This is a genomic window from Ostreibacterium oceani (assembly GCF_009362845.1).
GTDB lineage: Bacteria > Pseudomonadota > Gammaproteobacteria > Cardiobacteriales > Ostreibacteriaceae > Ostreibacterium > Ostreibacterium oceani.
In genome coordinates, this window is the sequence record NZ_WHNW01000001.1 from 288,139 (window position 1) to 312,780 (window position 24,642).

A 24,642-nucleotide genomic window follows, 5' to 3' on the forward strand; every position below is an offset into this window, starting at 1 on the left:
AATCGTTGAGTAATCGTTAACAGCCCGATTCGTCGGGCTTTTTTAGTGCGGTATTGACCTTGCTTTTGCCATCCGATACCCTAGTGTTAACTAACAATTAACAATCTTGCCGAGTTTTTATGACACATGCCCATTCGCCCTCTCTCAGCTCCCTTCATCCAACTACCCCAATGACGGTATTTAAATCGCGTCGCGACCGGCTATTAAAGGCAATCGGTGAAGCAATTTTGGTCTTGCCCGTAGCCAGCGAAGCAATACGTAACCGAGATGTATATCATGCGTTTCGCCAAGATAGTGATTTTTTGTATCTCAGTTATTTTTTAGAGCCCAATGCGGTGCTGGTGCTGGATGGCAAGACGCAACAATCGACGTTATTCAGCCGTCCCTTAGATGAATTACACGCGATTTGGGAGGGCGATATTATTGGTCAGCAACGCGCACAGCGCGATTATTTATTCGATGCTAGCGATGAGATAGCACGGTTTGATGCATTTTTACTTGAGCAGTGTTATTTGCATGACACCCTGATTATGCCGTTTAGTCGCTATGCTGATTTTGACAGCCGGGTGTTGACTATTATCGAGCAAGCGAAAGCAACGCGCCGCGCGCGTGCACCTCAGCAGTTATTGCACAGCGATCAGTTTATTCACCCGATGCGGTTGATTAAAGATGAATACGAAATAGCCGCCATGCAGCATGCCGCTGATATCTCAATCGAGGCGCACAAAGCCCTGATGCAACAAACACAGCCAGGGCAATATGAATACCAATTAGCCGCACGACTAGACTATCAATTCAGACACCATTTTGGTGTAGAGGCGTATGGCCATATTGTTGCCTCAGGCAATAACGCCTGCACCCTGCACTATCGAAAAAATAATGCCTTGCTGCGTGATGGTGATTTGTTACTGGTGGATGCAGGCTGTGAGTACCATGGTTATGCCGCTGATATTACAAGAACGTTTCCCGTTAACGGTCGATTTACCCAATCACAAGCCGCCGTGTATCAATGGGTGCTGACAGCGATGGAGGCGGCACTTGCTGCGGCAAAGCCAGGGAATTCGATTCGCTCACCACACGAAGCGGCAACACACGTGTTGATAGAGGGTATGTTGGCGCTAGGGCTTGTCTCAGGGACTGCCGAACAAGTATACGCGGATAAAACCTATCAGCGCTATTTTATGCATGGCACCAGCCATTGGTTAGGTATTGATGTGCACGATGTTGGAGACTATAAAACGCAATCTGACGAAGATGTCCAGCTACAGCCTGGAATGGCACTGACCATCGAGCCAGGACTTTATATCCGCGCTGACGATGAATCTGCCCCCGAAGCCTTACGGGGTATTGGCATTCGTATTGAGGATGATGTCATTATTACGCCTGATGGCCACCTTAATTTGACGGGCGCCACACCAAAATCAATCGACGCGATTGAAGCGTGTTGTGCTGACGCAGCGCGTGAGATTAATTAACCTTAATATTCGTTTTATCAATCTGTTCTGCTTTTTTTTATGTTTTTCGGTATAATGACGCCATTTAGTCAGCATGAAATCATGCATGATGTCAACATGACGGTAATCAACATAAACGGAATAATTCCTTATCTGAGGTCGCTATTCTTAAACTAGACGAGATTGATGTATAACGAGCATTTTGGCTTTAATGAAGCCCCTTTTTCAATTTCTCCTGACCCTCGTTTTCTCTATATGAGCGAGCGTCATCGTGATGCGCTGGCGCACTTAATTTATGGTGCTGGCGAAAACGGTGGATTTGTGCTGTTGACTGGTCAGGTCGGCACAGGGAAAACCACGTTGATTCGCTCGCTACTGTCACAAAAGCTTGAAAACACCGATATTGCAATGTGCCTGCATTCTGGGTTGTCGGTGATTGACTTTGTTGCATCGGTTTTGGACGAGCTTGGCATCGACTATGTTCCCAATCCGTCATCGCTCAAACCGCTGGTTGATGCGCTCAATCGTTATTTGCTAAGCGCGCACGCGAATGGCCGTCAAACCGTATTGATTGTCGATGAAGCACAAAATTTAAGCCGTGAAATACTAGAGCAAGTTCGCCTGCTAACAAACCTAGAAACAGATAGCCAAAAATTACTGCGCATTATTTTGGTGGGGCAAGAAGAGCTGCAAGCACTCATTAATCGCGATGATTTGCGTCAGTTGTCCCAGCGTATTACCATGCGTTATCACTTGACCGCACTCAACCCGAGCGAAGTAAACGAATACGTCGCGCACCGCATCAAAGTCGCCAAGGGCAACCCCAGTGTATTTGCCGCATCCGCTACGCGACAAATTTACAAACTAACTGGTGGAATACCTAGACTAATCAATGTCCTATGCGACAGGGCTTTGTTGACTGCTTATAATGAAGGCGTTTATCGCGTCTCGAGTAAACACATTCAAAGCGCTGCTGAAGAAACCTTGCCGTTAAAAACGCAAACAACACCAGCAAAGCGCCGAACGGGCGCGGGGTTTGGTTTGGGGCATGCTATTGCGTTACTACTGGTTGCTGGTGGCAGTTATGGTGCTTATCGCTACTCGCAAGAGGGTGATCAGTTTGTCGATACGATAACGAGTCGTTGGCCGCTCTCGGTGTTAGCGATTTGGCAAGATACGCCAAGCCAAGCGCTCGATACGACCGATGTGTCTAATGCAGGTGACCGTACGGACGCAGCAAACGGAAGCGACAAACCATCGGCAGCGCTAACGGACGCGCAAACAACTTTGCAAAAAACCGCGTTGGTGGCAGATTCACAGGCAGATTCACAGGTAGGCCCAGCAAGAGCGCCTCAGCCAGAGGCGCAGCCTGACCTTAGCGCAATCGGTATTTCATCGGTGGGTTTGGCAGACAGTTCAACGCAAGAAGCGCCAAGTAACACTGATGTCGCTGGCAATGACAGCGGCAATGACAGCGGCGATGAAAGGAGTGGCGAACCGAAAGCGGTTGCTGATATTGCATCTGACAATGCCAGCTCTGACAATGTGGTTTCACGTGAAACCAACTTATCGGAGGCGCCCAAAAATCCAACAAACAATACGCCAGTAAACGATGCGCCAACAGACAATCCGCCAACAGACAATCCGCCAACAGACATTGCCAATGCTGATGAATCGCCTGCTAGCCGCCTTGCTATCGAAGCCGACGAAGCCCTTAAAGCCGACCGTAGCGAAACAAGCTCAGCAACAGCAACGCCCGACGGCACGTCAGAAGTGGCAACGCCTACCGATGTAGCCGTGATAAGTACCGAACCAAGCACGATAAATATCGATGATAGTGCAGTAAATAAATCGACAAATAAAGCGACAAATAAAGCAGCGCCCACCGCAAGAGTATCTGCCACAAAAACGGCAGATGAAAACGCGCAGGCGCAAGAGCTATCTGTTTCAAATCCGCCCACTTCAAATTCATCTAATGCAAAGCCACCCATTGCACCGACCTGGCGAACAGCCAAATTGGGGCAAACCGATGGCGTTGTTACGCTACTAAGAGACTGGCAGTTGCCTACCGCGATACCCGCTAACCAAACGGCATGCCAGTTCGCAGAAACACACAACATGCGATGCGTCAATGGTCGCGGTGGCTTTCCTGTACTAAGGCAAATCAATCGGCCTGCACTACTGGAGTTAACCGACGCAGACAATAAACAATGGTTGCCCGTTCTCGCGCTCAGCAAAACCCATTTGACTGCGACAATCGATGGCCAGCCCACCGAGGTTGGGTTTAATGAGATAGCGCCTTATGTGACTGGTCGATTTGTTGTGCTGCTGGAAGCGCCAAATGTTTCGTTACAGATACCGCCTGGCTTTGAGGGTGAGCAGGTTCGTTGGTTGCGCCAGCGGATTGCCATTGCAGAAGGCCGTGATTTTCGTGATATCAATGAATCTTTGCGTTATGACAACGCGCTGGTTGATAAAGTAAAACAGTTTCAAGATCAGCGACAATTGTTGGTCGATGGCATTGTTGGTAACGAAACCCTACAATACTTGTTTAATGTCGTGGCAGACGAGAATACGCCACTTTTAAGTCGTACCATTCGTTCGGCTACGGCAATAAAAGCTACCGAAGTCGAGCAGTAGCATGTCACAAATTTTAGATGCCATCGATAAAGCCGAAAAGTTACGCCAAGACGCGCTGGCAAACAGAACACTAGACGATGAAGGCAAGTATCACTTGCTTTCACAGGCAAAATCGCGGCAATCACGATTGAAAGCGCTCAAGTTACCGATATTGATTTTTATCGCCTTGGGCGTGGGCGCAACAGGCGCGTACTATGTGAGCGGGGCAAATAACAAACGAGCGGCTCAGGTTGGTGTAGGTGGTTTGACATCAAATAATCAGGTTGACGTGTCTGTAAGCCAAGCACCAACAAGCCAAGCACCAACAAAGCAAGCACCAGATAACAGTGAGCAGCCAGCGATACCAACAGCGAATCAGCACAAAGATAACGCTACAAAGGGCTTGGCAGACACAGCAGAGCCACTCGCAGCAGAGTCGCTCGTAGCAGAATCAGGAGTAAATCAGAATATATTGGCTGACGAAGCCGCTACCCAGCTCGCTACCCAGCCCGCTACCCAGCCCGCTACCCAGCCCGCTACTCAACCCGCTGCTCAGCCCGCTGCTCAGCCCCCTGCCCCTACTCCGAATGAAATTAGCAGTGAAGTCAGCAGCCAAATTAGTAAGAATGCTAGCGATCGAAGCCAGCTTGCCAGCTTGGAGATGGCAACAGACGAAACAAGGCCCAATCGCGAAGCCCTCGGTGAAGCATTAGTAGAGTTAACGCCTATTTCAGACGCCTCTAATTCAAGAGACACTAATGGCGTTGATAAAAAAGGTGTTGTAACAGAGTTGATTGCCTTGACCGCATTAACGTCTTCCGCTCAGTCGCAGGCTAAAAATAAAACCACCAGTACAAAGAAATTAGACAATACGTCGAAGTCCACCACTAACCCACGGGTTAATGAGGTAGCGTCGAAAAATAATTATCGACCAAACGCGGCAAATGCCAATCAGCCAGTTGCGGTGACTAGCGCCAGCGCCAAAAACAACCCGCAGGCAACGCCGGCGTGGAAAAAGTCGATACAAATTAGCGCATTAGTCTATGATGATAATCAGGCAAAACGGTTTGTTCTAATTTCAGGCGCGAAGGTTTTTGAAGGCGGGCAAATTCCTAGCACGCAGACGCGTGTGGTGAGAATTCTACCCACAGGAATCATTATCAATGATGGCGGCGGTGATGTGCTGATTAGCACGCACTAAACTACGGTTGACGCAATCCCAGCTGGTCAAATGTTTACTACCATCTGCATCAGTTTTAGCAGTTTTAGCAGTTTTAGCGGCGCGTACGGCAATGGATTCACGTGAAACAACAGTGGTGCCTTCGCGACTTGCTCGGTGTGTTATCTTACATGAAGCGACTGAGGCAGGCTGCCCACTAGAACAGTTGCAAGCATACCTGAAAAAACAGGATAAAAGGCTCAATATAGCAGAAACCACAGTCATCGACTTAATATCGGATGGTAATCAAACACGGTGGCTAGGCCAAGAACTAGGCGACACGGTGGTTATTTTTAACTATAATTTGAACCTGAATAACTGGCTGTGCATACTAAACTGTATTCGTGGCGGACATACGGTATACCTTGTTTATGTGCATCATACGCTAACGAAGGCGCAAAATTGCTTGACGGTGCAAACTACGCTTCCACGATTAGCCGATGTACAGCTAGCCGATGTACAGCAGGTGGTCAATCCATTTGTCCATCAGGTATTGCTACCCCAGTTGCGGCAAATAGCATTGGTACCCAAAGTAATAGCAAAGATAACACCAAAGACAGCGCTAAAAGCAAACGAAATAATACCAAAAGCATCAAATAACAATGGCTTGCGCGATGAGCAAGCCGAAATATTACAGTTTTTTTGCAGTCACCGTAACCTTGATGGCTATGAAATGTGCCAAATCATCGGCAAGCGCGGGACAGGCAAATCAACACTGCTGGGTCAGTTGGCCGAGTTATATTGCCGCAACGGACAACAGGTGGTAATTGTCGCACCGAGTCGAGGTTCGGCAAAAAATTTACTGAGTCAGCTAGCAAATGTTTCACGTGAAACATGGCAATTTCTCGTGCCTGATAAAATAACAACACTCACGAAAAGCAAAATACGCTTTGATGTGCTAATAATAGACGAAGCAGCTACACTGCCTAAGGCGTTTATGGATTACGCTATAGCAGCGTGTAAAAATAACGCAGGCCAGTTGATTGCCGCAACCACAACCGATGGTTACGAAACAACGGGGCAAAGTTATCGAGAGCATTATCTTGAAACCCCATCAAAAGCAGTCAGGATTTTTCAACTACAGCAAATACAGCGTTTTGCGTGTGACGACCCCTTATTTTTGCTAACGCAGCAATTTATCCCCACAGAGTCGGTCTCTGCTGTTGCGTTACCAGACGGTGTGCACATGATGGATACCCAATCGGTTATTGATGCAGGTATCATGCAAGGTTGCCATGCATTATTGCAAAAAGCGCATTACAAAAGCACACCAAATGATGCAATGGCGCTTTATAATCGCCCTGCATGGTTTGCAATTGCTGTTAAAAATAATTGGATTTGTGCGGTTGCTTATGTATTGATAGAATCCTTACCAGCGGAGGTTCAGCTTGACGAGTTGATAGCAGGTCGGCGACGTGTGAAATCCGCGTTTACGCAACAGTCGGTATTGGCTGCTTATGGTCATATTGGCGCCCAAATGGATACTGTCGTACGATATCCCATCGCAAGAATTGTTAGAATCGTTACTGCACATGAGCAACGTCGTTGTGGGTATGCAACAATGCTCGTCAATGAAATTGAAAAGCACTTGCTGGAAAAGTCAATTACGATGATGAGCGCATCATTCAGTGCGCGTGAATCGAGTTTGCGTTTTTGGTGTTCGGTCGGGTTTACGCCCGTTAAGTTATCCTTATCATTGAATAAATGGGACAATTTACCTGCGATATTGATGTTACGCGCGGTAGATCAACATGCGTGCTATCCAGCGGTAACTAAAACACAGTCAATTCACAAACAGGTAGCCCATAAACAGGCAATCCACGCACAGACAGTCCATACACAGACAATTCATACACAAGAAATCAAGCAATTGTATAATTTTTTCCAGCACCATGTCGCTTGTTATCAAGCCTTTTATCAGACCAGTCAGGCGGCGCAGCGGACACTACAGACATTAATGGATTTAGACGTCGCCATTAAAGCTAATATGGAAACGAGTATTGCAGCCAATATTGCAGCCGATATGGTAGCTAACAGGCGCAGTACGATGACTGCCAATAGACAGGCATCACAACAAAAAATAGCAGAAACATCATTGGATGAAATGGATTTATTAAATGAAATTAATAAATTAGAAAAAAGTCATCGGCCAGCGTCGTATTTTTTACCCGTATTGATTAACAGTCCGTGTTGGAAGCGATGGCAGCAGCTGCAGCAACAACCGTTAGGTGAAATCCAGCATCGTATCCTGACCTATTTGCCATTTGAGGCGATAAAAAAGTCAAACCAACCAATAATTAAGCAGCTGTTGACGCAGTTAGCGGCAACAATCAAAGCGAATCGCAACGCTTAAGTCGCAGTTGAGGTGTCGTTACGTTAAGGAGGCGGTTAAGCGCAGTTAAGCGTGTAAACCATGCATCCAAAAGTGTGGTTGCCCCCTTTGTCGCTTAGTCCCCTTTGCCGCTAACCCCCTTCTCGCAATGAAATGGTTTGGTTAAATCGTCGTTGACCATTGAGTTTTTCCGCATCATAGGTAAAGTACCCAATGCGTTCAAATTGATAAGTCAAACCAATGGGTGCATCGGCCAGTGCAGGCTCTAGTTTAGCGGTATCGATAATACGCTTTGAATTGGCATTGATTACATCAGTAAAATGCTCAGATTTCATTGGGTTAGGCTCTGTAAACAGGCGGTCGTATTCAATCACGCAGGCATCTATCGCGTGCGGTTTTGAGACCCAATGGATAACCCCTTTTACTTTCCGACCATCGGCGGGATTTTTGCCTAGCGTGTCTGAGTCATAGTGGCATAATAGCTCGATGGGCTCCCCTGTTTTTTCATCAAAAATAATCTGTTCGCAGCGAATGACATAGGCGCCCCGCAGTCTGACTTCGCCGCCTAATACAAGGCGTTTGAATTTGTTGTTGGCCGTTTCTTTGAAGTCTTCACGCTCAATATAGAGATGTTTGCTAAATGGAATTTGCCTCGTGCCCATTTCAGCATTTTGAGGGTGATTAGCGATGGTTAGATTCTCTACGGTCTCTTCGGGGTAGTTAATCAAAGTGACGGTGATTGGATTGATCACCGCCATACGTCTGGGGGCATGGCTATTTAGTGTATCGCGAAGCAAGCCATCAAAAAACTCCATTTCGATGGTTGCGTCTTTTTTGGTGATGCCAATTTTATGGCAAAAATCACGGATAACCTGGGGTGGAACACCGCGTCGGCGCATACCTGCAATCGTTGGCATGCGTGGGTCATCCCAGCCGTCAACATGGCCTTTTTCTACGAGTTGGATGAGGCGGCGTTTAGATAATACCGTGTACTCTAATTGTAGTCTGGCAAACTCAATCTGGCGTGGCTGACACGGGGTATTTAGTACCCGAATAAACCAGTCATAAAGCGGTCGGTGGTCTTCGAATTCTAACGTACACAATGAGTGCGTAACCCCTTCTATCATATCAGATAGGCCGTGTGTAAAATCATAAAGCGGATAAATGCACCAGTGGTTACCCGTTCTGAAGTGATGCGCGCGACGGACACGATAAATAACAGGATCGCGCATATTCATGTTTGGAGACTGCATGTCAATTTTGGCACGAAGCACAGCGTCTCCATCCGCGTATTCACCATCACGCATTTTTTTAAAATGGGCTAAGTTTTCATCCACACTGCGCTCACGGTAAGGGCTCTCGGCGCCAGGCTCAGTTAGTGAGCCCCGCCCTAGTCTGATGGCTTCGGTTGTTTGGTTATCAACGTAAGCAAGCCCCGCTTCAATTAATTGTACGGCAAGCTGGTAAAGCGTCTCAAAATAGTCCGAAGCAAAACAAAGCGCGTCCCATTGATAACCTAGCCATGAAATGTCTTCTTTAATGGCGTGCATGTAGGTTTCTTCTTCTTTTTCTGGGTTCGTATCATCAAAACGGAGATTGCATTTGCCGCCAAACTGCGCGGCTAATCCAAAATTAAGACAAATTGACTTAGCATGACCGATATGTAAATAGCCATTTGGCTCAGGCGGAAAACGCGTCTGAATGGCTTGGTGCTTGCCGTTAGCCAAATCGGTATCGATAATTTCTTGGATAAAGTTGTGGATGGTTTCGTCGGTCATATTATTTAAGTATTTTCAAATCAGAAGGCTTATTATATAATTTTTGTTGTAAAAGGGCGATGCCCTTTCGTCATCGTCATGCTAAATAAAAATAATAACGCACTATGAAAATACAAATTACCCACACACAAAAACTCATTTTTCTTTTTTTAGTTAGCTTGTTAGGTGGTTGCAGCAGCATTCCAAAACAAGCCGAAAGCCTAGACAATGCGTGCAGTATTTTAGATACACACAAAAAATGGCGCAGTGCGTTTGACCAAACCTTTAAAAAATACGGTGTACCACCACATGTCGTGATGGCATTTATGCACCAAGAATCTCGATTTGTCCATGACGCTCGCCCACCTAAGAAAAAAATTCTGGGTATTCCAACGCAGCGACCATCAACGGCCTATGGTTATGCACAGGCGTTGGATAGCACTTGGGATTGGTACCGAGACAAGACAGGTTACCGAGGCGCCAAGCGAGACCATCTCCCCGATGCCGTTGACTTTGTCGGTTGGTATATTAATGAAAACCATCGGCGAACGGGTATATCCAAGTGGGACGCAGCAAATCAATATTTCGCTTATCACGATGGCACAACAGGTTTTTTAAAAGGAACACACAAAGAAAAAGCCTGGTTACTTAACGTGGCACAAAAGGTCAATACGCGTGCGAGCATGTATCGCAGGCAGCTAGCGGCTTGTTATAAATACCCTGCCCTCTAATGTCGGCGGGGGGTTACGTGTCTTTACAATATAGTTATCAGCTCCGCACGATAGTCAGTGGTGCGTATTTATTGGGCAAGCCGCATGCATGAACCCATTTGGTTGGCGCCATATGATGTGTTGGCATTTCCTGATGCTAGGCAGGCAATGCGTGAACCCGACGGGTTGCTTGCTGCTGGCGCAAACTTATCGGTGATTACCCTAAAATCGGCTTATGAACAGGGTATTTTTCCTTGGTTTGAGGGTAATCAGCCTATCTTATGGTGGTCGCCTTCGGTGCGCGCCCTATTGCCAACAAAAGCGGTGCATGTGAGCAAAACGATGCAAAAACTGATCCAGCAAGAACGCTTTACAGTAACCGTAGATCAGGCGTTTGCAGCCGTTGTTGCCGCCTGTGCCAAGTCAACTGACACCCGCACATCAACGTGGATTACCGAGGATATGCGTGTCGCTTATTGCAGGTTGCACGCGCATGGTATGGCGCATAGTGTTGAAGTTTGGGACGGCAAAGGTCAGCTGTGTGGCGGGCTTTACGGTGTATTTGTGAAAAATTTGTTTTGTGGCGAATCGATGTTTAGCCAAGTTGCTAATGCCTCTAAGCTGGCACTAATTTGGCTAGGTCGGTTTCTAGCAAAGCACGGGTGTTGCTATATTGATTGTCAGCTGCCGACGGCCCATTTGACGCGTATGGGTGCAAAAAATGTGCCAAGAGAAACCTTGCTATCAATTTTGGCGACAATGCAACCGAATACTAGATTAATTAATGCGGCATGGGCAACATAATGACCACAATTTTAGCGATTGATTATGGGCAAAAAAAAATTGGATTGGCTGTGGGGCAAATGATTACCCAGACCGCACAGCCACTAGATGTTATTTTTATAAAGGGAGATTTTTGGTTAAAAATTAACAAGATATTCAAAGAGTGGCAGCCAGCTGCAGTCGTTATTGGCGAGCCTAAGTTAGCCGATGATACCCCTCACCCGCTAGAAAAATTGATAGAAAGCTTTATCTTTGAGTTAAAAAAAAGGTATAATGTTAAGATATATCGAGAAAATGAGGCATTTACATCGTTTGAAGCCAGCCAATATCACACGGGAGCTAATTACAATAAGCCCGTTGATGCACACGCCGCAGCCATTATTTTGGAAAGTTGGATGCGCGCCAACCATGCTTAATCGACGATGCCAGATACAGAGTGGAGAATGTAGGTGACGCAACAAACTAATAATAAAAAAGTGCTCGTCGTTGATGATTCTGAGACGATTAGGCGGACAGCAGAAGCGCTACTCAAAAAAGAGGGGTACGAAGTCGGTGTTGCCGAAGACGGCTTTCAGGCGTTTGCAGCAATTGTGGATTTTAGCCCCAGTATTATATTTTTAGATATCATGATGCCGCGCTTAGATGGTTATCAGGTCTGTTCTGTGATAAAAAACAATCCAGAGTATGAGCATATTCCTGTCATCATGCTGTCTAGCAAAGATAATATTTTTGACAAAGCCAGAGGTCGGGTTTCGGGTTCGGAGTTTTTTATGAGCAAACCGTTCTCCAAAGAAGAGCTAATCAATGTGATTAATCAGCATTTGAAGTAGCGACTATTGAACGCCGCTATCCGACTTAAATAAAAAACACAGCATAAGAGATTAAAACAGTTATGGCAACAATATTAGTAATTGATGACTCGCCAACGGAAGTACAGACAGTCACTAAAATTTTAGAAAAAGCAGGGCACGCAGTTAAGTGGGCAAATAACGCAACCAAAGGCATAGAACTGAGTGCCGCGTTGCTGCCTGATTTAATATTAATGGATGTTGTTATGCCAGGCATGAATGGCTTTCAAGCGACACGAAAGATTGCACGTAGCGAACAAACAAAGCACATACCAATTATTATGCTGACAACCAAAGATCAAGAGACGGACAAGATATGGGGTATTCGCCAAGGCGCAAAAGACTATATTGTTAAGCCAGCAGAAGCAAAAGAGTTGTTAGCAAAAATTGATGCGCTGATTGGCCCACAATCTTAGAAAAAGACGCGACACACTATGCCAAAAACAAAACAATCGTTTCAGTATCTAGCGCGACTGGCGGCACATAAAAAAAGAGATGAGCGTCTAGTCGATGGCGTGGGTCAGCAGACGTTTCTTTGTACGTTGGTTCAGGGGAAAAAGCTACACATCCCCATCCATGAAGTCAAAGAAATCATCCCAAAACCCAAGCCAGTCAAGATAGGTCACACGAAACAGTGGTTTGAAGGGTTGATTAAAGTACAGGGCGATATTTATAGCGCGGTAAATATCGGCAAGCTGATTTATCAGTCAACGACAACCGAAAAAAACACCTTCGCCGTTGCCTTATCGCAACGCGATGGGAACTATGCGCTTTTGGTGCATAATGTTTTGGGCATCATTCAGACGGGCAGCCTAGAAAAAATTAGCACGTCAGAGTATCTAGACACTTATCAGACCACTGATGCACAAGAAATAGATATTTTACCTATCCAACAATTAATTGAATCAACAGAGTTTACGCATGTCTCTGTGTTTTAACGCAACAGTAAGAGCATTATCATGAAGAGCAAAAATAAAGTAAATAAAAGCAATCAGGGAAATAACAACAAACAAGGGGGTTCTATTCGAACCTTAGTTTTTTTGCTCGCTGTCATCAGCTTATTAGCAAGTATTAGCCTTGGTTGGTTTTATAAAAAATCGCTGGACACAGTTGAAGAAGCCAAGCAGGCTGTCGATGAGCAAATTTCGCTGTCCAGCGGGTTTTCTTTGGGGTACTTGCAGGCCGTCAAAGGTAATGCAAACCAAGCCGATCAAATCAATCGAAATAGTCAAAAATTTGGCGGTATTTTGCAGAGGCTGCAGGCTGATGAGTTAGGCTTGGGGATTGATGCCGCGCAACAAAGCATTTTGACACAAGTCGATAAAGATTGGTATACGATGCGCAATTATTTAGATAATGTCGTTAATGCCAAATCGGCCATTTCAGTCGTACACGAAGTGACCCCTGAGCTGTCTACTTTGGCTTCAGAAATCAATTTATCAGCAACCAAGATTCGTAATTCACTCGATCAATTTCAAAATATTGCCAAGCTGTCGGCAAACTTAACGGCACTCTCTAGCGTCGTTAATAACATTGATAGCCAAGCCCAAAAAGTGTTACTCGGTGGTAACGAAGCGAGAGATGCCTCAGTTAAGATTGGTGAAAATTTGGGTGAGTTTTTTGCGGTGATAAACGAAGTAGATCAAGAGGTAAAACGACAAGGCAGTATTGTTTTTAACACCCCCAAAGACCTAGATGAGATTGATGTGCTGACAGCCAAGACTACGGCGTTTCAGATTGCATTGGCAGATTTGACAAGCTACATGCCGCAGTTTATTCAGGTTAACAGTGCGGCGAATGACATTGATAGCCAAGCGACTCGGCTAACTAGCTCGCTACGTGAGTTAAAAGAGACTTATACCAATCAAAATGTATCACCGCTTAGCCCATTACCTCTGAGCTACGAATATCTCATTGCAATTACTGCGCTGTTGGCGCTGGCCTTTTTTGCGTTATGGGCTTGGCTACAATACAAAAACGGAGAGCGGCTTAGAAAAGAGGCGGATCGATTACGTAAGGCCGAAGAAGAACAAAACAAAAAAAACCAAGAAGCGATTTTGCGTCTAATGGATGAGTTAGCGAACCTATCTGATGGTGATCTGACTGTCGAAGCGCAAGTAACCGAAGACTTCACAGGCGCGATAGCGGATTCGGTTAATTACACCGTTGAATCGATGCGTGGCATGGTTGGTACGATTACCCATACATCCAAACAGATTGATACCGCCACAGAATCAACGCAGGGGGTTTCACGCTTGTTAGAAGACTCGTCCAAGCAACAAAGTCAACAAATTTCACAAGTTAGTGAAGTCTCAAGGCTTATGTCTGACTCGCTGAATGAGATCGCAAAGAACACGGATTCGTCAGTAGAAATCGCTCGTTCATCGGTGGACTTTGCCCAAGACGGAAGAAATCGTGTTAGATCAACGATTAAAAGCATGAACGATATTCGAGAGAATATCCAAGACACGGCGAAACGAATTAAACGCCTCGGGGAGAGTTCACAAGAAATTGGCGATATCGTTGAGATTATCAAAGGAATTGCTGATCAAACAAACGTTCTCGCACTCAATGCGGCAATCCAGGCTACCTCAGCAGGCGAGGCTGGGCGAGGCTTTGCTGTGGTTGCAGACGAAGTGCAACGCTTGGCTGAGCGCTCGGCGAACGCAACAAAACGTATCGAAGTGTTGGTTAAGACCATCCAAGCAGATGCTAACGAAGCCGTTGCTTCTATGGAAAGCTCAACCAAACAAGTGGTGACAGGAACCAGTGTTGCAGAAGAAGCAGGACAATCACTAGATAAAATCGAAAATGTTTCCCAGAATTTGGCAAATTTGATTGTCAATGTGTCTAAAGCCACTCGAAACGCAGCGGGAATGTCTGCCGGCGTCGCGCAAAGCATGGATGTGCTAACTTCGCTTAACAGCAAAACGCGAGACGATGTGAAAAGTGCGGTAAAATCGGTTGATAATCTGCTTGAGTTATCGAGTTCGTTGCGCGATTCGGTTTCTGGGTTTAAATTGCCGAACTAGGCAATTTAAGTAAACGGCGACGAGAAAACGAATGCTGACCTATATTAGCGAAAACTTATTGACTAGCGTCAAGTCGGAGATGCTGACCACGCTAGATAAAACTGAGAATCGGGTTGCCGATATTTTTGAGTTTGGCGAGACGCACGGCTCAGAGGAAGTGATTCAGCAGATTCATAGTGTTCGTGGCGCACTATTAATGCTTGCGGAAAAAGAAGCCGCCAGCTTATGTGACAGTATTTTACAGAGTATTAAAGATGCCATCCACCATGCGGCGTTTGAAAACGACGAATTGGCGGCGGCTTTTTTAAGTCTAAAGCAATACGTTATCTCGCTTTCCGCGAGTAAAAACGACACCTCGTCATTAATTAAGGCGCAAACGGGGCTTGCTACGCAAAACAACGCACATCATTTTGGCGAAGACGAGCGTGCTATGCTAAAAAAGGCTGCCGACAAATTGCATGAATTAGGCGAATCTGATGATGAGGCATTATGGCAATCTGTTTACAAGATAACCAAGGCAATCATTGGGTTAGTTAAAACGCTAGAGTCGTATGAGTTTATTTGGCTAACACAGCAGCTAAGTATTTTGAATATCAAACAAGAGATTAGTACTGAGGCAGCAGATAAAACACGCTACCTTACAACCTTTGCAAACTATCTATTACAGATTTCAGCGCACGGCGAAGCCTTAGGTTATTACGAACCAGCGCAGCCTGTCATCGATCAATTGCAAGCGCTTACAAGCAATACAAGCAAGGCGCTGAAAAATGATTTTTCACCGCCTGCGTATAGTTTACTGGCAGAGGATAGCGACATTAGTATCGTTTTTCCCATTTCAGCAGAAACCATAGAAACCATCGCTTTTTTAATTAAAAAGGAATTGGCGGTTTGTAAAAATGCATTCGAAAATGCGCTTGCTGAGGATAAATTATCCGATAAATCAGTGCGTGCCAGTTTAAAAGCAGGAATGCACCTGCCAAAAGCAGCGTTTCATTTATTGGCGTTTTATCCGGGTAATGCGCTAATCTATGATACAGAAACGATTTTGGATAACGGCCAATTTAATGCTGAGCAAATTGCTGAATATGCAAGAAATTTAGTGCTAATTGAAGATGCGCTTTGGGGGTTGAAATACCTTGATAAAGACGGCGTTATCAATGCCCAAGAAAACCTTGAGAGGCAACAAGCACACGCTTTGTTTATGGTTGCAAATGCGGCAAAAGTCATCGTTGCTGATATGGGATATCACTTTTTTAAAGGTACCCGCGATCAGTTACTGGAACGATTTGATTCGCCCCAGCATTTAGATTTTATTCAGATTGCGAGCCAAGTACATCAATTTATGGCAGCTAGTCTATTATTGGGAGAAGATAAATTATCTAAATTGCTGGCGAAAACTGAGCAAGCCCATTTGTTCGTTAGCGCACAGCCAGAGCTTATGCAGCAAAAACCCATTGCTAATGCTTATCTGGACTTGCTCGTTAGCTACGAAGTCGCTTTTGACCAGCTACATTCTGCCATGGCAGTCGATCGTCGCGCGTTAAAATTACTTGAAAACACACAAAAAAGATTTGCTTCAGTGATTAAATTTAGCGCTGATCAGGCCGTCGACGCGCCTTACGTGAGTCACACCAGCGCATCGAGTCAAGCAGACGAACCGTTTGATGGAATGACCGATGATGCGCTATTAACGGACGGGCAGCAAGGGGCGATAGATAGCTTGCACGGGGAAGGTTTCAACACCGCGCAATCGGCTTTAGAAAAAGGCAGTACTGCACAAACAAATGGCGATGCAAGTGGCGATGCAAAAGCCGCCGACCAAGGGGTGCCCGCTGGCGAAGGTGGGCTGGGCGACAGCAGTGCTGGTTCAAGCCATTCCGATTCAAGTGGCTCGGGTTATGCCAGTCGAGCGGTGATAAATGAAAATATTCATTCACTTGCAACGGACGAAGTTGATGAGGAAATCCTCGACATTTTCCTTGAAGAAGGGATGGATATTGCCAAAAAATTAGCAGTGCTTGTCCCGAAATTGAAAGACAATTATTTTGACGAGACACTAGCGGGCGAGATACGCCGTGCCTACCATACCCTAAAAGGCTCTGGTCGAATGGTCGGTCTGAATGTTTTTGGTGAGTTTGCTTGGCAGCATGAAGAGCTATTTAACCGATCGCTGGCAGGCGAGTTCGCATTAAACGATGATGCTTATGATTTGTTAATCAAATCAAATGAATTAATCAACCAGACCCTTAATACAAATCCATTTGCTGAAGACCGTGCTGCGCTGCTCATGGCGGCAGCGAGAGTCGAAGCCCTAAGAAATGAGCTATTGGGTAAAGACAAAAATGCGCAAGACATTAGTTCACTCAGCGAGTCTGATTTAGAGAGGCTAGCGGACAAGGTCGGCCAGTCAAAGGCACGGCAGAGTAGCGATGAACAGGCGATTGCGACGTTAGCCCAGCACCCTGCACTCGCTGATTCGGCGGATGGTGGGGAAAACCACCATGAGAAAAAATCGACGGCTGGTAACGTGGTTGATGAAAATATTGACAAAATTGCCCAGACAGCGCAGTTAGTCGCGCAATCTGGTGATGTTGATAGTCGCGATATGAGTGCGATGCTAAAAGCATTGGAACAAATCGACACCTCGAATCTCAATAGTGAACAATCGCAGATTTATGATGGGTTAACCGACATTGAAAATAGGTTGAGCGATTCTTGGAATAATCTGCCCTCACAGCAAAGCGCAGAAAAAATCGCAGGCGCGCTGAGCGCAATGGCCAGAGACAATTTAGCCGCACAATTAGACGACACATTAGCCGATATTGATGAGATAAAATCTGCGTTGGCGCAACCCAAGATTGACTCGACTGAGACTGCAATCGATCATTTATCAAGCGCAACATCAAATGCGACTCAAGCACAATCGCTGTTTGACGCTTGGGCGCAAAACGGATTTGACTTTGGTGATGCATTTACGCGCTTAAAAGGCAATGTGATTGAGACTGAACACCTTGTCAAGTCAGCCCAGCTAGATAATGTTGCACCGTTAGCTGAAAAGACCAGAGAAACACTCGACCAAGTTGAAACCAGAGCAGATAAAGATAAGCCGCTAACGCAATCGGTTACGCAACCCATCGCCAATGCCATTACAGAAATCAGCCAGTTGCTGCAAAGCATTCAATCTGGGAAAACTGGCGCGCGCATTAACCCACAGACCTTGCAGGCGCTAGATACGGCGGTTGATGAGCTGAATAAAAACTATCAGCAAGTCCGATCTGCGTTGTCAGCAGCGGATAGTGAGGCTGCGACGGGTGAAGCAAGCGCGTCGGAGATAGACACTGCGGGAACAAACAGCGAAAACCAATTACCCGATCAGCCGACGACTTCGCCATTTAATCAAACGCCTAGCACAGCAGCCGTTGATACAAGCGTTACAGACGAAGAGCAGCCGCTGCCTCAAGGTCGGCAAAAGGGTAGTGAACAAGTCGCCACGTTCTTGGAAACAGCAAGACCAAAGGTCCAAGCTTCCAAGTCCAATTTTTCTGAATGGGAAGCGTCCGCATTTCAGGCACGCGTTCCGCTCAATAAATTGCGCGATAACATCGATGAGGTCAAGCGCGCAGGCAATCAAATAGAATACATTGACAATCAATTAGTTACCCAGTCGCTAACTGACACGTTAGATCAAGTCGCAGACCACCCTGAACCCCCTCAGCCAATAGTGACTGAGCCAGTAAAGTGGGCGATTGATGATTTAGACCGTATGCACGAAGATTTGGCGAGTGGCAAGTCAGGAGAAGCGCGACCAGAGATTCTAGATGCGTTAATGCAAGCAAATTTGTCAATGCAACCACAATCAAGCGCAGCCCAGCAGCCACATTCAGATACGGCTGGGTTTGATATTAAACAGGTTGCACAGCAAATTATTGACGATTTGGGTACGGGAAATGAAGCAAACTACGATGCGGTAAGTCATGCAGCGTCATTTGGACAAACGCTTGCACAAACCGCGCCACAAACAATGTCCCCGCCGCAAGTGCCCTCGCAGCAGGTGCCCTCTCAGCAAGTGCCTATACCACAGGCACCTGTGTCAAGCTACTTGGGTCAGCCGGGCGAGCTAACCCAGCAGTTAGAAAAATTTAAAAAAGCCTTATCGTCAAACGCGCCAAGTGAGTCAAAAAATGCGCTTGAATCTTCAGATTTGTCTTCAGGCCAGTCTGCTGACCAAGCATCATCGCTACCGTTTGATTTTTCTGAAGCAATTGATTCGGTTTATGATATTGAAGCGTCCATTGACGAAAAAAATGCGCCATCATGGACTTGGGATATGCTAGCCAGCATAGAAGATACATTAATTGGTATGCAAGGCAAGGCTTTGTCTCCCGCTAATGCAGACCTGCAAAAAGTCGAAAAAGCGCTAGACGCACTGGCAGATTCAAGCCGAGTGACGCCTAAGATGGCGAAAAATATCATCAATGATCTCATGGGGCTTCGCGCAGGGCTTCCTGGGCGAAGACAATACAGCGATACCCTTGAGAAATTCAATGAGCGCGCTGAGGACATTATTGAATCGACCGATACGGCTTATGCTGATTGGGCTTCTGCTGGATTTACCCCTGATGTTGAGTCGTTGGATAGCCTCATTGATCAAGTTGGTGCCATTAATCAAGTGGCAAACGAGGTAGACTACGGTGAAGCGGCAGAGCTATCCAGCCTGGTCGATTCGGTGCTAAATCGGATTAAATCTGAGCAAGTTAAGCCGTTTACCCCCGTTTCGGATAGCGTAAGCGAAGCGCTGGAGGAAATTGCCAGCGCGAAAGCGCGTGTCGACACAGGTAGCCGTAGTGAAAAATACCCTGAGCTACTTTCCGACTTAGACAGCCATGCGAAGGCTGAGCAAATAGGAGAGCCAATCTCAGGGTTGAATCAAGGCGCTGCATTAGTAGGACAAGCGGATTCACAAGATTCACAAGACGATTCACAAGACCATGCGAGTTCGGGCCATGCGAGTGACGCCAATACAGCAGACTTGGCACTCTCAGCGAAAAACACAGTACAGAAATCAACGCAAGCAGCAGCGCAAGACTACGAAAGCAGTAAAGACCAAAGCAGTAAAGACCAAAGCAGCCATGAAGCGCTTGTTGCGCCCGAATTGCCAGCGGCACAAGTCGCATTTTCTGAAAGGGCAGAGCAGCCCATTTCGAGTTCGAAGCAGCATTATAGTGCATGGCAAGCGGAAAATTATAACGCAAGCGAGCCGCTACAAGCGCTGACCACTGACGTACAGGGCATCAACGAAGCGGCACAAGTCGCCGCGTATCAAGATGCAGAAGATTTAAGCCAGCATGTGACGGATATATTATCTCGGCTAGCGCAAGAGCAGGTTGTTCCTTCGACAGCGACGGCGCAAACGATTGAATCAGCGTTGAATGAATTTTCGGGAATTCAAGAATCAACTGGGCAGGGTAAAGTGGCAACGGTTAGTCAAACCGTTGTCCAGCAGACACAAAAACAAGCACAAACTGAAGTACTAGGCGAGCCGATTTACACGAGTTTATCTGAGTCAGCGCTATCTGAGTCAGCGCTATCCGAAGCGGCGCTAAATACGCTAGACGCAAGTACCACATCAGGCGCAAGCACTGCATCAGCACCAGTGGAGAAGGCGACTTTTGATGCAAGCCGTCCTGAAATTAAATTAGACCAAGTCGATGACAATATAAAAACGGCCCTTTCTGACGCGCATGCTAGCCTAGTTCCTGACCAAAAACCTGCCGCAAGTCCTGATGGAAATGCTGATGGGAATGCTGATGGGAATACTGATGGGAATGCTGATGGAGCGCTTGGTACATCGTCGGCTATAGACGCAACGAATTCGTTGGATTTGGATATGGCATCCACGGTTTATGAGGCTTTCGCTAGACAAGCACCGCAGCACATCGAGCGTTCATTTGAACAATTTGAAGATTGGCAAGCCAGTGACTTTGTAGACCAAGCACCTTTGCAAGGACTACATAGTAGCGTAGATACGATTACTGATATTGCTAAATCAAGTGAGTTTCAGTCAGGCACGCGTTTAGGAGAAGCAGTCAGTGAGGTCCTGAGCCAAATTGCGAGAGACGGACTTACACCCGATGAAATTACGACAGACTATATTAAATCATCACTAGAAGCATTCCAGCAAAGTAGCCAAGCGATTCAAGCCCAAGCATCAGAAGGGGTTGAAATCGATGATGCATTAATTGATAGCGTTAGAAATCAAGCCATTGCGATTGCGGCGCAACAAAATCAAGAGACTGAATCTCAAGCAGGCAAAGCCGATACCGCCGCAACTGATGCCAGCGAAACCGATACCAGCGAAACCGACACCAGCGAAACCGATACATCAGGTGCCGCTGAGGCACCAGCGCTTAGCATGGCATCTCAAGTTTATCAGGAATTTGCTGATCAAGCACCACCATATATCGAACAGTCATTCGAACAGTTTGAAGACTGGGAAGCCAGTGCATTTACTGATCAGTCTACGTTGATTAATCTAAACGATAGCGTGGCAAAAATAACCCACATCGCTAAATCAACTGCATTTGATTCGGCGTTTCAACTTGGCGAAGCGGTTGGCGGGGTGCTTGGACAATTGGCGCAGCGCGACCAAGCACCGAATACTGAAACGACCGAAGCCATCGAAGCCTCATTAAGCGCCTTTGATTATAGCGCCAAAGCGATTCAAAATAATGCAGACGACATTGACATTGATCCGGCACTCATTGACCGCATTAATGCGCAGAAGGATTTGTACCCGACTGATGCGATCGACGAATTAGGCGTAATGCCAACAGAGGATGCCGAAGCGCAGTCTGCTGAAACAGCGAATGAAATAGCGAATGAAATAGAGGCAGAGGGTGAAGTAGCAGCCGAAATAGCAGCCGAAAGAGCAACTGAAGTTGGCATTGAGGATGCGACGCCAGAGGCGCGCGCAGACGATGAGGCGGAGGCAACCCAGCAGCCATACTCCGTTACCGATGAAAACTCACACGCCTTTGGTGATGATGCCGATGGAGCCGTGGCATTTAATGACCCGAACAACCTAGACAGTACCATCTTAGATATTTTCATCGATGAAGCCAAGGAAATCCTGCAGCGTAATGAAATAAGCTTGCAAGAGTGGGGCGCATCGCACGATAATTTGAGCGCAGTACAAGAGCTGCAGCGTGGTATGCACACCCTAAAAGGCGGTGCGCGAATGGCAGAGATGACGGTTTTGGGTGATTTGTCGCACTACACTGAGAGTTTGTTGGATTTGATTGTTGAAGGCACCATTGCTAACAAGGACGCTGCGCATGTACTGCTGTCAGAAGGTCACGAGATTTCAAAAGACATGGTGTTTGCTGCAGAATCGAAGCGTTATATTTATGCTTCACCCCATTTTTTGCAGCGCCTTAGCGACTTTATCGAGAAAGAAACAGGCAAAGGGCTTGATATTAAAGCCCCAACGCGAGAAATTGCTGCGGTTGATTTAGAAAGTCGTCCAACGCCTGCACAAACCACCAAAGACAAGTCTACAACGACTAAGAAGCCTTACAACATCCGTCTGCAATCGGATTTGATTGAGAAACTATCCGCGTTAGCGGGAGAAGACGCGATAACTCGCGCGCGAATAGAGCGTAGCACAACCGAGCATGGTTTTCAGTTATCCGAATTGACGCAAACGATTGTTCGTGTTTCTGAGCAACTACGTCGCTTAGAAAATGAAACAGAGACACAGATTTTATTCCGCCATGAAACCGACTTGCTCAAAGAAGAGGAGTTTGATCCGCTAGAGCTCGACCGTTTTTCGGAGATACAACAATTATCACGTTCGCTTTCTGAGTCGATTGATGATTTAGGCAATATTCGTGAGACGCTGCATAATCAGTTAGACGATGTCAAGCAGGCGTTACGTGAGCAAGGCAATATTCAGCGTGAATTACAAGACAGCATCTTGTCAGCGACATTGGCAAGGTTTGATACGCTGGAATCGCGGCTCGCTCGGATTGTCGATCAAGTCGCAAATGAGCAAGGCAAGGAAGTGGAGTTACAAATTTATGGCGGTCAAGTTGAAATTGAGCGCAATATGCTTGAAGATTTGCTCCCTGGATTCGAGCATACCATTAGAAATTCGTTGGCGCATGGTATTGAATTACCACAAGACAGAGAAGCGGTAGGCAAGCCCCGCAAAGGCCGTATTCGTATCGGAGTTAGGCGAGAGGGCGCAGAAGTCTGGTTTGTTATCGCAGATGATGGCTGTGGTGCTAATTTGTCTCGTATCCGCAATAAGGCTGAAAAACTGGGTATATTAGATGCCGATAAAGCCAACGACAAAAACTACCTTTTACAGTTGTTGTTTGAGCCAGGTTTTAGTACGGCCGAAACCACCACACAGTTATCGGGACGAGGGATTGGTTTGGACGTCTTGCGTGAGGTCGTTCATGCGCGCCAAGGCAGTATCGAGATTGAAACCGAAGAAAACAAAGGCATGGCTACTTCGATTCGCCTCCCATTTACTATGTCGGTCACAGACGCGTTGATTGTCAAAATCGGCGAATATACTTATGCAACACCGATTGCATCGATTGAAGGGGTTGCCAGAATTTCAATAGAAACTTATGGCAAGTTTGCCAACGGTGAAGTGGTTTACCACCACTACGGACAAAAGCGCTATCGACTCGAAAGCTTGTTAAATTATATTGACCCGAATGCAGAAAAAGTCAATTCGGCATTCGGTGTTCCTGTGTTGTTAATTCGTGTTGGGTCTGAACGACTGGCGTTAGAGGTCGAAGAGATTTACACGCGCCAAGAAATCATTATAAAATCGGTCAATATTCAATTAACCACGATTCCAGGTGTCGTTGGCGCCGCTATTTTGGATAATGGTCAACCCGTTGCTGTTGTTGAAATGGCAACACTGGGTCGGCAATTCTTACAACATCTGGCGATGGATACCCCGCAGCAAGTATCGTTAGTTCAACAGAATAAAGAAGAAGCCCTAGAAACGCGACTCAAAGTCTTGGTCGTTGATGATTCGATTACCATGCGCAAAATCACCACCAAAATTTTGGCGCGATACGATATCGAAGCGCAAACCGCCAAAGATGGTGTTGATGCCATTAACGCCATTGCTGACTGGATACCCGACCTCATCTTATTAGACATAGAAATGCCACGGATGGATGGTTTTGAGTTTGCGACACATGTCAGAAACGATAGTATTTACGAACATATCCCAATTATTATGATTACTTCGCGACACGGCGAAAAACACCGTAGGCGCGCGGCGAACATTGGCGTAAATGGCTATTTAGGCAAGCCCTATACCGATGATGTATTAATCAAAGAGATAGAGTCTGTCTTAGACACAAAATTAAAAAGGTAATATACGGTGGAAAATTTAGAAGTTTTGTTTATTCCTATTGGTCAACGGGCCATTATTGTGCCGAAAAGTTTGATTGAATATATCTTGCCTTATGCACCGCCGTTACCCTCTGAGTACGCACACCCAACCTTGGTAGGCTCGTTAATCTATAAAAATAGAAAAGTCCCCGTGATGGATTTAGCCAAATTGGATGACGAAAATCCCCCCAGTGCTAAAAAACACCCAAGCGGCGAGAAAAATAACTTTCGCTTAATCATTGTGTCCTCTGTTTCAGAAGCCAGTCCTTTTTTGAGTTATGCACTGATTGCAACTGCGCCGCCTAGAATTTTTAATATCGCCGCCAATACGGTAGAAGAGCTCGATGAACCCCATTCTGATTTATTTTATAGTAAAATAAAGTTTGGTAGCGAATTGTCGTATCAATACGCCTATGTCCCAGCGCTAGACAACATTGAGTCTAGCATTTTGGCAACCCACTAATG

14 protein-coding genes are annotated in these 24,642 nt (G+C 46.2%); 13 read left to right on the top strand and 1 reads right to left on the bottom strand.

Going from position 1 to position 24,642, the window contains the following annotated elements; genetic code table 11:
* Positions 1 to 119 precede the first annotated feature (119 nt).
* The 4 genes from GCU85_RS01265 to GCU85_RS01280 all read left to right on the top strand — a co-directional run bounded on the left by GCU85_RS01265 (position 120) and on the right by GCU85_RS01280 (position 7,645).
* Positions 120 to 1,475 (top strand): aminopeptidase P N-terminal domain-containing protein, encoded by a 1,356-nt coding sequence (locus tag GCU85_RS01265; RefSeq protein ID WP_152808532.1) that lies wholly within the window; start codon positions 120 to 122, stop codon positions 1,473 to 1,475.
* Positions 1,476 to 1,640: 165 nt separating this feature from the next.
* A complete protein-coding gene (locus GCU85_RS01270) occupies positions 1,641 to 4,094 on the top strand; it encodes an AAA family ATPase (protein ID WP_152808534.1) in 2,454 nt (817 codons plus the stop codon).
* Position 4,095: 1 nt separating this feature from the next.
* Positions 4,096 to 5,274 (top strand): general secretion pathway protein GspB, encoded by a 1,179-nt coding sequence (locus GCU85_RS09895; RefSeq protein ID WP_218110461.1) that lies wholly within the window; start codon positions 4,096 to 4,098, stop codon positions 5,272 to 5,274.
* A gap of 91 nt (positions 5,275 to 5,365) precedes the next feature.
* Positions 5,366 to 7,645, top strand: a complete 2,280-nt coding sequence (locus GCU85_RS01280; RefSeq protein ID WP_152808538.1) for a GNAT family N-acetyltransferase — start codon at positions 5,366 to 5,368, stop codon at positions 7,643 to 7,645.
* Positions 7,646 to 7,755: 110 nt separating this feature from the next.
* Here the strand turns inward: GCU85_RS01280 and GCU85_RS01285 are convergent, their stop codons facing one another.
* Entirely contained in the window at positions 7,756 to 9,402 is a 1,647-nt protein-coding gene (locus GCU85_RS01285) for a glutamine--tRNA ligase/YqeY domain fusion protein (RefSeq protein ID WP_152808540.1), read from the bottom strand.
* Positions 9,403 to 9,506: 104 nt separating this feature from the next.
* Between GCU85_RS01285 and GCU85_RS01290 the strand changes: the two genes are divergently transcribed.
* The 9 genes from GCU85_RS01290 to GCU85_RS01330 all read left to right on the top strand — a co-directional run bounded on the left by GCU85_RS01290 (position 9,507) and on the right by GCU85_RS01330 (position 24,640).
* Positions 9,507 to 10,112: a transglycosylase SLT domain-containing protein gene (locus GCU85_RS01290; protein ID WP_152808542.1), complete on the top strand. Its 606-nt coding sequence runs from the start codon at positions 9,507 to 9,509 to the stop codon at positions 10,110 to 10,112.
* An 84-nt stretch (positions 10,113 to 10,196) separates the two neighbouring features.
* Positions 10,197 to 10,895 carry a leucyl/phenylalanyl-tRNA--protein transferase gene (aat, locus tag GCU85_RS01295; protein WP_152808544.1) on the top strand — a complete coding sequence of 233 codons (699 nt, stop codon included), beginning with the start codon at positions 10,197 to 10,199 and terminating at the stop codon, positions 10,893 to 10,895.
* Complete coding sequence (ruvX, locus tag GCU85_RS01300) at positions 10,895 to 11,290, top strand: Holliday junction resolvase RuvX (protein WP_218110462.1); 396 nt, start codon at positions 10,895 to 10,897, stop codon at positions 11,288 to 11,290. Before aat ends, ruvX begins: the two co-directional genes overlap by 1 nt.
* 33 nt (positions 11,291 to 11,323) lie before the next feature.
* Positions 11,324 to 11,704: a response regulator gene (locus GCU85_RS01305; RefSeq protein WP_328592773.1), complete on the top strand. Its 381-nt coding sequence runs from the start codon at positions 11,324 to 11,326 to the stop codon at positions 11,702 to 11,704.
* Between the two features lie 62 nt (positions 11,705 to 11,766).
* Positions 11,767 to 12,138 carry a response regulator transcription factor gene (locus GCU85_RS01310; RefSeq protein ID WP_152808548.1) on the top strand — a complete coding sequence of 124 codons (372 nt, stop codon included), beginning with the start codon at positions 11,767 to 11,769 and terminating at the stop codon, positions 12,136 to 12,138.
* An 18-nt stretch (positions 12,139 to 12,156) separates the two neighbouring features.
* Positions 12,157 to 12,660 (top strand): chemotaxis protein CheW, encoded by a 504-nt coding sequence (locus GCU85_RS01315; RefSeq protein ID WP_152808550.1) that lies wholly within the window; start codon positions 12,157 to 12,159, stop codon positions 12,658 to 12,660.
* A gap of 21 nt (positions 12,661 to 12,681) precedes the next feature.
* Positions 12,682 to 14,754, top strand: a complete 2,073-nt coding sequence (locus tag GCU85_RS10140) for a methyl-accepting chemotaxis protein (RefSeq protein ID WP_152808552.1) — start codon at positions 12,682 to 12,684, stop codon at positions 14,752 to 14,754.
* A 31-nt stretch (positions 14,755 to 14,785) separates the two neighbouring features.
* Positions 14,786 to 24,160, top strand: a complete 9,375-nt coding sequence (locus GCU85_RS01325; RefSeq protein ID WP_152808554.1) for a hybrid sensor histidine kinase/response regulator — start codon at positions 14,786 to 14,788, stop codon at positions 24,158 to 24,160.
* Between the two features lie 6 nt (positions 24,161 to 24,166).
* Positions 24,167 to 24,640, top strand: coding sequence for a CheW domain-containing protein (locus tag GCU85_RS01330; protein WP_152808556.1), 474 nt, complete (start codon positions 24,167 to 24,169; stop codon positions 24,638 to 24,640).
* Positions 24,641 to 24,642: the final 2 nt, after the last annotated feature.